Source organism: Legionella erythra (genome assembly GCF_001467615.1).
GTDB classification, from domain to species: domain Bacteria; phylum Pseudomonadota; class Gammaproteobacteria; order Legionellales; family Legionellaceae; genus Legionella_C; species Legionella_C erythra.
Genome location: NZ_LNYA01000001.1, coordinates 139,933 through 150,432 on the forward strand (window position 1 = coordinate 139,933; position 10,500 = coordinate 150,432).

Genomic DNA, 10,500 nt, shown 5'->3' on the forward strand with positions numbered 1-10,500 from the left:
CTTGACGGCAGGCAGATTGTAGTGAACTATGGTTACCTTTTATTGACGGTGAAAGACCAAATACCATGAGTCAGTCCAAGGCTGATTTACGCCTCTTTAAGCTTGTTATGATGACGGTGGTGGCCATTGACAGCTTGAAGAACCTGCCAACCAATGCGCAATATGGTTCTGAATTAATTATTTTCTACCTGCTTGCCACCCTGACTTTTTTTATTCCCTCGGCGTTGGTTACCGCTGAATTGGCCACTGCCTGGCCTCAGACCGGCGGTATTTATGTCTGGGTAAGGGAAGCCTTTGGCAAGGGGGCGGCGTTTCTCATCGTCTGGATGCAATGGCTGATGGCCATGTCGTGGTACCCGGCTATCCTGTCGTTTATCAGCGCGACCCTGGCTTACCTTGTCTCATCGGAACTGGCCGTTAATCCCCTTTATATTTTTGTTTCCATCCAGGTGCTGCATTGGGGGGCTATTCTGGTGGTCAGTCAGGGATTAACCGTATCAAGCCGTTTGAGTAGCGTCAGTGCGGTTATCGGTGTCATCATGCCCATGCTGTTTTTTATTGCCCTGGCCATCGGCTGGATGGCAACCGGGCATCCCTCCGAAATGCACGCATCGGCTGTTGGTGGCGGCTCGATGGCCTGGTCTGATAAGCTGCGGCTGTTCATCACCCTGTTGTACAGTTTGATGGGTATGGAAATCATTGCCGCTCATGCCGGCGATGTGCACGAGCCGCAAAAAAACTTTCCGCGCGCCTTGTTGATTTCTGCCGCTATTATTCTCGCGACGGTTATCCCGGCCTCGCTCGCCATCGCGATGGTGGTGCCGGCGAAAGACATCAGCCTGATATCGGGCGTCATTGACGCGTTCACCGCTTTTTTGAATGCGTTTGAGTTGGCCTGGCTCAAACCTCTGGTTATTCTGGCGGTGGCGATAGGCAGTTTTGGCATTTTCTTTAGCTGGTTTTTGGCCAGTTCCCGCTGTTTACTCCTTGCCGCGCAGGATGGCTCGTTGCCACCCTTGCTGCAAAAGGCAAACCGTAAACAGATGCCTATTCGCCTGCTGATGCTGCAAGGGGTGTTGTTCAGTCTGTTGTCGTTTGCCTTTGTCTTCCTGCCTTCCGTCAATAGCGCCTTTTGGCTGTTTTCCGCCGCGGCGGCACAATGCGCCTTGCTGTATTATGTGGTTATCTTCATGACGGCCTGGCGCTTAAGGTATCACCACAGGCATCGCCCCCGACCTTTTCGCGTGGGTCACAAACCCTGGGTGATGAGCCTGGTCGTTGTCGTAGGGAGCGCAAGTTGCCTGATTGCATTCGCGTTTGGTTTTATTCCGCCTTCGGATATGAACGCGGCGCATATCCTGCAATATGAACTTTGGCTTGTCGGATTGCTGGCGGGCGGATTGGCTATTGGCCGCCTGATTTACCAATGGTCGCAGCGCCGTATCGCTGCCCCGTGGTTGCCTGAAGCGCAAGGACCTGCTTAGGCAGGCAGAGTTTGCGGTTGAAAGTCCCAACCAAGCCAGTTGCCACTGGCCAGGTAATAAACGCCGCAACGAATGGGTAGTGTCTCCTCGTGTGCAAGAAGCATGGCATAGGTGTTGATTTGTTTACGGTGTGCTTCGCGAGCCAGCTCATCCTCACTGCCTGTCTTAAAGTCAATAATCCAGCGGTACCCTTCAGCAATAAACGTTCGATCGAGGATGTAGGTGCGGATGCGCCCTTGCTCCCTGGCGAGAAGCTCGTATTCGTTTTTTTCCTGGGCATGGGCACTGCAAATCCAGTGGGCAATGGTGTCTTGTTCGAACACCAGGCGAATCTGTTGCTGAAGCCGATGGATCGCTTCCTCGCATTGCACAGAGGTCAATCCAGCCAGCAACAGCTGGTTTTTTGCGAACAGCCAGGGTAATTCGTCCAGGGTGTGCGGATGGACAGTGCAAATCCATTGCAGCAGTTCATGGGCGACCAGGCCGATTTGTCGTGCGTGGGAACTGGTTTCAGGAAAATGAATGTCATTTCTGTCTTTTTTTTCTTCAATAATGGCTTGTTGATAATAATGGCGCGGCAACCTTGTCAGGGGCGGGGGTGGCTTCACCAGCGGATCGCTGTAAGATTCCTCTTCCTGCACACTGAATTCCTGTTGACCAAGCAGTGCCCTGAATGTGGATTTACGGCTGTCATTTGACTGATTGTCAAGCAAATGCAGGCGTTTTTTGGCGCGGGTGGCGGCTACATACAACAGGCGTTGCAATTCGTAGTCGTCTTTTTCCGCATCAAGGTAAGCGAGATAATTATACAAACGGCATTCTTTTTTATGGGCCGCGCGCAGAGGGGAGAGAAGCAGCAGGTTATCAGGCTCACTGGGCAACTTAAGCCATCGCAGCAAGGGTTGATCGGAATTGACGGCTTTACTGCCAAGGCCGGGAAGGATGACGCTGTCAAACTCCAGGCCTTTGGATTTATGGATAGTCATGATTTGCAGTCGGGAGGGACTGGACTGCTTGGAATACAATTGATTCATGGCTGTTTCGAAGCGGCCCATATCCAGCAGTTGCTCCTGTTCACAGTGACTTTCCAGCAAACGCCAGAATTGTTCGAGATCATTTCTTTGATTGGCATTCAGGATTTGTTCGGCATGCAGGCGTTTCATGGTATCGCGAACCCAGTCTACCAAGGATTGCTGGTGACGGTTTTCCAGGGCTTGTGTCAGGATCTGACCGACATAGCGGGCGCGAAGCAGCCCTTCTTCACTTAATTGAGGCAACTGATGAAGATGTTGTAAGGCTTGATAAATCGATTGTTTGCGGTCCTGATTGGCCAGGTAATACAGATCGGTTAAGGGCAATCCACACCATGGGCTTCGCAGCAGCGCTAACCAGGCAATGCGATCGGCGGGACAAAGCAGGGCTTTGGTCAACGTGGCAATGTCCTGGATATGGGGTAAGGCCGTTAATTGCTCAATATCAACCCCCTGAAACGGGATGTTTTTTCGGGAGAGCAGGCTCACAATGTCTTTCAACTGGCTGCGTGAACGCACCAGGATAGCGATGTCATCCTCAGGATAGGCCGAAAGCTCGTATTCAATCAATTGCAGCAGCTTGTCTGCTTCCTGCAGGCGATTGGCGCATTGCCAGGCGGTAATGGTGCTGTCTTCGCCTGCAGCATGAACAGGTGTTGACGCATGAAAAGAAATAGCGCCCGATTCCATGTCATCCACAGCGGGAAAAATGGATTGAAACCGGGTATTTACCCAGTTGACGATGGTTGCTGATGAGCGAAAATTGCAGCTTAATTCCAGCGGGGTAAGCCTGATTGCACCAATTCCCTGGTGTTTGGCTTTAATGAATAATCCGACCTCAGCCTGCCTGAAACGGTAAATCGATTGCATGGGATCGCCCACTACAAACAGGGTTTTACCATCGTCCGGCTGCCACCCCTGGGTCAGTTTTTCCAGCAGCCTGTATTGTTGTATGGAGGTATCCTGGAATTCATCCACCAGCAAATGGTGGATAGCATTATCCAGATACAGGGTTAAATCCGTGGGATTGTCTTCATCGCCCAAGGCCAACAGGCTTTGCTCGGTAATGGCGGTGAAATCACAGGCATTGGCTTCTTTAAAAAGCAGTTGCAGGTGAGCCGCTAAAAGCGGCAACAGGGTCATTAAGGCCTGGAGCACGGCCCATTGTTCCGGATCATAATGCGGATCGGGAAGATTGGCGACCCGCAATAAGGCCTCGCGAAAGTCAGGGATGTCTTGCAAGGCCTGAAGCAGGGCTTTGCTTTTTTCTTTGAGTTCACGGTAAAGCGTGGGGCTTACAGCACTTTTTTGCAAACCCACGTGATGATCAAATCCCTGACGCAACTGATTGTCTGATTTTAACAAAACACCAGCCAGCGCCACTGCCTGCTGGCTATTCATTTGCTTAAAGGAAGACCAGTCATGAAGCGGGTAGCGGGGTGATTGCGGGTTGTTTTCCGTTTGGGCGAGTTGCTGACAAAGCTGACGTAATTCGTCAGCCAAATCAGACGGAATGCTTCGGATTAATCGCTGCAGGGCATGAGCCGCAATCAGGCTTAACCCCTGTTCATACAAGGCCCGGTCTTGCGTTTTAGCGCCGAAGATGATCTCAAGCCATTGATCGCGTTTTTCCAGTAGCTCACTTAATAGCTCATACAGCCTGTCCTGACGGTTATCAAGGTGCTGCAATAAAATGGCAAGACTTGGTTTCAGCCGCTCATCTGACAACGCGTGCTCTATGCAGGCGCGTGCGGCTTGCTCGTAATAACGTTGCGGCTGTTCAGCAATGGCGGCATAGGGAAATTGCTTCTCAGGCAGAGGAATGGCCTGCGTGAGATTCTGGCACAGGGCGTCAATGGTCATGATGCGCAGACGCTGCGGGTGTTTCAGGAGTTGCCAGCCAAGGGTTTCATCCTGTTTTAAGGCACTCTCTGCCCATGCAAATGTCTGGCGTTGATGGGGCGACTGCGGTGGCCTGTTGTCGGCAACCTGTTGTATGGCGGCAAGAATCCGCTCGCGCATTTCACTGGCTGCCTTGCGCGTGAAGGTGAGGGCGATAATCTGTTCAGGCGCGTTGACCGTGCCGAGCAGCCGCAAAAAACGCTGCGTCAGAATTTCAGTTTTGCCAGACCCCGCTGGGGCCTGAACAATAAATGATTGGGTGGGATCAGTCGCTAAGCTGCGCTGCAGGCTATCTTCAAGCATGCGCTTTAACCTACCATAATTTCACGGGCGGCAGGGCGTAAATTATAATGAGAACTCATGCAATGACCATAGGCACCGGTATTGGCGATGAGCAGAATGTCGTTTTCTTCCGTGTGTGGGAAAGGACGATCATAGCCCAGTGTATCACTTGATTCGCAAATAGGACCCACCACATGGGCAAAGCCTATTTTTTCCTCATGCAAACGGCTTAAGTTCACAATTTCATGGTAGGCGCCATATAAGGCTGGGCGTACCAGGGAATTCATGCCGGTTTCGATGCCGATAAAACGGACTTTACCCTTTTCCTTGCATTGCGTCACCTTGGCCAGAATGACGCCGCTGTCGGCGACTAAGAAACGTCCCGGCTCAAGCCAGAAAGACAACTGATTGAAGCGAGATTTAACCGCCTGTAGCGATGAATCCAGCGCGGCAATGTCAAACGGTTGTTGCCCCGGTTTTTCGGCAATGCCGATGCCGCCGCCCAAATTAATAATCTGCACATCCGGGAAATGGTTAATTAATTCAGTCAGCATCAGGGCGGTGGTTTGCCAGAGTTCGGTGGTTAAAATCCCGCTGCCGGAATGGGAGTGCAGACCAATCACCTTGATTTGGTGCGTTTTGACCAATTCCACGGCAATGCCAAGGTCACTTTGGGGAATGCCAAATTTGGATTCATTTCCGGCAGTGGATACAAATTTATGATGGCCGGCACCGCTGCCTGGATCAATGCGCAAAATGACAGACTGTTTTTTAAACAGTTCAGGCCAGTTCTGCAAGGGATAGAGGCTGTCGACCGTGATATGGCATTTAAGCTTAAAGGCAAACTCGTATTCGAAACGGGGAGCAAAATTGGGCGTAAACAGAATGCGCTTGGGGTCGATGTCAGGAAACAGGGCGATTAAGCACTGCAGTTCGTTAATCGAGACACATTCAAAGCCTAAACCCTTGTCGTAAAAAGTGCGTAATACATCCGGATGCGGGTTGGCTTTCATGGCATAAAAAAGGGTATCGATGGATTGCATGCTGGCTAATTCATCCGCCTTTGCAGCTAAAGTCGGGCGATGGTAAACGTAGCAGGGGGAATCGGTTTGTGCGAGTTGAAGTAATGGTTCGCGTTCGGTTTCCCACCAGGGGGCGGGGCGAAGCGACGGCTCGCCGAATTCCTCATGCCAGCTCTTGGAGTAGTAAAAACTCTGGGGATTGCTTTCAATCAGTAAATTATGAAGTTTCTGACGCAGCTTTTCAGCCTGTGATTCATCAACGACAAAGGTCAAATTCAAATCGTTGGATGCGAGCGACATGAGGTAAATCTGTTTGGCTTCAAATACTTCAAGCGTAGGACCTAATTGCGGCAGCACCGTTCGGATATGATGGCCGACGAGGCTCACCGCACTGCAGGGCTCAATGAGTCGGGCGCGGCCAAAACCGTTTAAGTCATCAATCAAGGCACCCAGGGTGCGGCGATCATGGAGTTTCGCGTTGCTGTCCAAGGACAGGGTGACGTTGAATTCGGAAGACGACAGCAAATCCACTGAAAAACCGTGTTTTTTAAACGCCGCGAACACGTCGGCCAAAAAGCCGACTTGCTGCCACATATTCAAGGTGTCAATGGATATGAGGATGATGCTGTGCTTCACCTCAATAGCTTTGATGGGCGGCGCATTGTCATCGCTTTCTTTGGAGATGCGCGTACCCGAGTGTTCGGGCATGCGGGTGTACTTTACCACCATGGGGATGCCGGCTTTGCGTACCGGAGGCAAACAATTGGGATGCAGTACTTTAGCGCCCATGGAGGCAATTTCCTGCGCCTCATCGTAGTTTAACTGCTTTAACAGACGGGCATGAGGCAACTGGTGGGGATTGGCCGTGTAAATCCCGGGGACATCCGTCCAGATTTCACACAGGCTGGCCTCGAGGATGGCAGCTAGCAAGGCGGCGGAGGTATCGGAGCCGCCGCGACCCAGCAAGACCGTATCGCCTTGTTCATTGGCCGCAAAGAAACCCTGAGTAATGATGGCCTCCGCCCCCGTATTGAGCAGGCGGCGGCTCAGCTCGGGATTGGGGAGGCTGTCGCAGCGTGCGGCTAGATAATTGATGGAATCGCCCCCGGCAATCGGGGTGGAGACCAGTGCTTCCTTTACATCGAACCAGTGGCATTGAATGCCCCTGGTTTGAAGAAAGGCATGACCCATCCGCGTCATCATGATTTCGCCAAGGCTCATAATCTGGGCGCGTGTTTTGGCCGGCGCTTCCCGAAGCAGGGCGACGCCTGTTAATAATTGGTCGAGTTGCGTGAGTTCCCTGGTCAGTATTTCATCGGAAATTTCCAGTGCTTTTGCCAGTTCATAGTGGCTGTTGCAGATATCCATGTAGATATTTTGATGCTGATTGAGCAAAGCGGCATGGGTGGCCTGCTCCAGTTTGTTGGATATTTGCGTCATGGCCGAGCAAACAATAACTGGCTGTGCACCCTGGTCAATGTGATGCCTGGTAATTTTTGCGATATTATCCCAGGTTTGCCGGGATGAGACGCTGGTACCGCCAAATTTGGTAATGAGCTGTTGCATAAAATACCCGAACAAAAAAAGAACACGTTAACATGGACTGCAAGGTTAATACAAGGGAGCTGCGAACGATTGCTGATGCCAAATTGTCAATTTGTACATGGCATGTTCACAGTGGATTTTGAATGGATAATATCTGATTCTATTGATAAATTTTTCTCTAATTTCATTTGAAAAGACGTTTAATTCATTTATTATCATCTTGATTTATAACATTTGGGTGCATTTAAAAAGTAAGGAGTGTGTAGTGAAAGGTATGCAAAAACCCATGAAATCGATTCTTAGTGCTGCCATTCTCAGTGCAATGGCTACCGGAGCGCATGCTGCGGGCTTTTCGCTGTACACAGAGGGCAGCGCAGCGGCAACAGGTAACTTCGCTGCAGGTATTGCTGCTGAAGGTTACGATGCATCGATTGGCTGGTATAACCCTGCGGGGCTGGTATTAATTCGTGATCAACAGGCTGTCTTTGGCGGAGTCGGCGTATTTCCCGGAGCCAAATTAACCGGTAACACGACGTTTGCTACGGTGATTGCACCGGGGTTAACATCGACTTACAGGCAATCATTCAGTGACATTAAAGGTGAAGTTGATGCCTTTGTTCCCTCTTTCCACTATGCGCTGCCTTTAGGCGACAACGCGACATTCGGTGTCAGTGTGACTTCTCCCTATGGTTTGGCTACCGATTGGAGCACGTTTTATCCCACCCGTTATGCGGCGACATTCACGGAGTTGATCACCACCAATATTTCCCCGCAAATCGGCGGCAGAATCACTGAACATTTTGCTTTGGGTGCCGGGGTTGATCTGCAATATGCCCGTGTAAAATTCAACAGCATTATCGGTGCACCGGCTTTCCTGCAGTTTATCGGTGCTAACCCGATGTTGTTCGATTCCTATTCATATAATAAAGGTGATTCATTCGGTACTGGCTTCCACGTGGGGGCGTTGGGGATGTTCAATGACAACAACACCCGCATTGGTTTGAACTACCAATCGGTTATGCGTCACGAATTCCACGGCTACAGTACGTTGACTGGTCGCCTGGCGTCTGGTCCGGCTTTGAATAACCATAATGCCTCCTTCACCAGCGACATCCTGTTCAGTAATCCCATTGAGTTACCGGATGTGGTGACCCTTTCAGGTTTCCACCACCTGAATGACAAAGTCGATTTACTGGCGTCTGTGGTTTATACCGGATGGCATACAGTAAGAACCATTCAGTTAAATAATATCGCCGCGTTCTCCCTGGATCTGGGAAGACAAGTACTGGTCAATTCTACGTCTGTTGAGAACTATGACAATGCCTGGCGTTTTGCTGTCGGTGCAAACTATCACGTCAACGATGTCTTTATGATTCGAGTGGGTGGTGGTTATGACGAGACGCCAACTCAAGATGCGTTCCGTACCATTCGCTTGCCGGATGCGGATCGTTGGGCCTTGTCCGTGGGTGCTCATTATCAATGGCGTCCGAATCTGGGTGTGGATGTGGGTTATACCCATCTGTTTGCTGATGATGTGCTCATCAACAAAACAGTCACTGCTGGCCCAGGCAGCACCTTTAACGTCAACGCTACTGGCAAAGCCCGTGCCGATCTCATCGGTGCGCAGCTGGTGTGGATGATTGATCAACCTGCTCCTGTCCGAGCCGGTAAATAATCGGCTGCAAATAAAAAAGCCACGCAATGCGTGGCTTTTTTACTTTAAGTACTCAGTTTTTGTCTTCCGTAATGATGACTTCTCCCGCATTAATTACGGTAATCTTAAAACCATTGGCACTGAGCTCTTTCGGTGTAATCTCGCCCGTGCTCATGTTCATTTTAAGCCAGCCTACTTCGATGGGATTTGATGTGTCGGTAGCCATTTTGATTAAAGCGCCACATTGCTTCTGGCTGTCGACATACGGTGCACAGGCCAATTGTACCAGAGACCACAAAAGCTTCTTTTTAGTCTTTTTAGGCGTAGGGTAGGGGGATTGCACGGTGCCGTTGATAAACGCATTGGATTGATAATTCGTCTGGTTATCGGTCGTCAGATGGCTTGGGGCAGCAAAGGCGATTGCGGTGGTTAGGCCCAAGGTCATTGCCGCTACACCTTTTAATAAAGCATTCACATTTCACTCCTTAATTGATTAAGTTGTTAAGATACAACCAGTTATCGGTTGATTGAGTCGTCCAAAGCCAACCAACCGATGACACTATAGGCGAAGCTTGCCTGGGACTCAAGCTTTTATAGGCGGTTAAATAATTTGGCAAAATCTTTGGCAAAATAGGAAATCAGCAAATCGGCGCCTGCCCGCTTGATGGCGATTAAACTTTCAAGCATCGCCGGTTCTTCCTGAATTAACCCCTGTTTGGCCGCTGATTTCAACATGGAATACTCTCCGCTGACCTGATAGGCACAAAGCGGCATTTCGGGGTAATGCTGCTTGAGTTGGTGGATAATATCGAGGTAATTCATCGCCGGTTTAACCATCAGTATGTCGGCGCCTTCCTCTATATCCAGGGCGGCTTCGCGCAGGGCTTCTGCCGAATTGGCCGGGTTCATCTGATAGGTTTTACGATCGCCGAATTTCGGTGAGCCCTCAGCGGCTTCACGAAAAGGCCCGTAAAAGCTCGAGCTGTATTTTACCGCATAACTTAAAATGGCCGTATCCTGATACCCTTCACTGTCCAGGGCTTCACGAATGGCTAAAACCATGCCGTCCGTCATGCTGCTTGGCGCCACCCAATCGGCACCTGCCTTGGCATGGCTAACCGCTTGTTGACCGAGCAAATCCAGGGTCTCGTCATTATCAATCTGCTCGCCGTGTAGTATGCCACAATGGCCATGATCCGTGTATTCGCAAAAACACACGTCTGTGATCACCAGCATGTCAGGATGGCTGCGCTTAATGCTTTGCACGGCGCGTTGAATAATGCCATCGTCTTTCAGCGAGCCACTGCCTTTGGCATCTTTGTGGGCAGGGAGACCAAACAGTAGAACAGCAGGAATACCCAGTGTACTGAGGTTGTCAAGCTCTTCGGTCAGGGCGTTCAGGGGCAGTTGGTACTGGCCTGGCATGCTTTTAATTTCTTTTTTCTGTGGCAGGGTTTCGCTGACAAACAGCGGAGCAATGAATTGTTTGGGATGCAGACGCGTTTCCTGTAACATGTCGCGCGCTGCCGCCGTTTTTCTTAGCCGTTTAAGTCTTAGGGGTAAATGGTAAGCTGTCATAG

General features: G+C 50.5%; 6 protein-coding genes. 2 read left to right on the plus strand and 4 right to left on the minus strand.

What is annotated here, in order from left to right; all coding sequences use genetic code 11:
• Window positions 1–65 precede the first annotated feature (65 nt).
• Window positions 66–1,484, plus strand: coding sequence for an amino acid permease (locus tag Lery_RS00625; protein ID WP_058525309.1), 1,419 nt, complete (start codon window positions 66–68; stop codon window positions 1,482–1,484).
• Here the strand turns inward: Lery_RS00625 and Lery_RS00630 are convergent.
• A complete protein-coding gene (locus tag Lery_RS00630; RefSeq protein ID WP_058525310.1) occupies window positions 1,481–4,720 on the minus strand; it encodes a UvrD-helicase domain-containing protein in 3,240 nt (1,079 codons plus the stop codon). The two genes, Lery_RS00625 and Lery_RS00630, sit on opposite strands and share 4 nt — an antisense overlap.
• Before the next feature lie 5 nt (window positions 4,721–4,725).
• A complete protein-coding gene (locus Lery_RS00635) occupies window positions 4,726–7,287 on the minus strand; it encodes a bifunctional aspartate kinase/diaminopimelate decarboxylase (RefSeq protein ID WP_058525311.1) in 2,562 nt (853 codons plus the stop codon).
• Window positions 7,288–7,531: 244 nt separating this feature from the next.
• Between Lery_RS00635 and Lery_RS00640 the strand changes: the two genes are divergently transcribed.
• Window positions 7,532–8,941, plus strand: coding sequence for an OmpP1/FadL family transporter (locus Lery_RS00640; RefSeq protein WP_058525312.1), 1,410 nt, complete (start codon window positions 7,532–7,534; stop codon window positions 8,939–8,941).
• A gap of 52 nt (window positions 8,942–8,993) precedes the next feature.
• Here the strand turns inward: Lery_RS00640 and Lery_RS00645 are convergent, their stop codons facing one another.
• Together Lery_RS00645 and hemB are read right to left on the minus strand one after the other, a co-directional pair.
• Window positions 8,994–9,395 carry a hypothetical protein gene (locus Lery_RS00645; protein ID WP_058525313.1) on the minus strand — a complete coding sequence of 134 codons (402 nt, stop codon included), beginning with the start codon at window positions 9,393–9,395 and terminating at the stop codon, window positions 8,994–8,996.
• Window positions 9,396–9,511: 116 nt separating this feature from the next.
• Window positions 9,512–10,498, minus strand: coding sequence for a porphobilinogen synthase (gene hemB / locus Lery_RS00650; RefSeq protein WP_058525355.1), 987 nt, complete (start codon window positions 10,496–10,498; stop codon window positions 9,512–9,514).
• Window positions 10,499–10,500 lie beyond the last annotated feature (2 nt).

Bases quoted from the DNA above. Each gene is read 5' to 3' on its own strand.
- Lery_RS00625 (WP_058525309.1), top strand. From the start codon at position 66: ATGAGTCAGTCCAAGGCTGATTTACGCCTCTTTAAGCTTGTTATGATG.
- Lery_RS00630 (WP_058525310.1), bottom strand. From the start codon at position 4,720: ATGCTTGAAGATAGCCTGCAGCGCAGCTTAGCGACTGATCCCACCCAA.
- Lery_RS00635 (WP_058525311.1), bottom strand. From the start codon at position 7,287: ATGCAACAGCTCATTACCAAATTTGGCGGTACCAGCGTCTCATCCCGG.
- hemB (WP_058525355.1), bottom strand. From the start codon at position 10,498: ATGACAGCTTACCATTTACCCCTAAGACTTAAACGGCTAAGAAAAACG.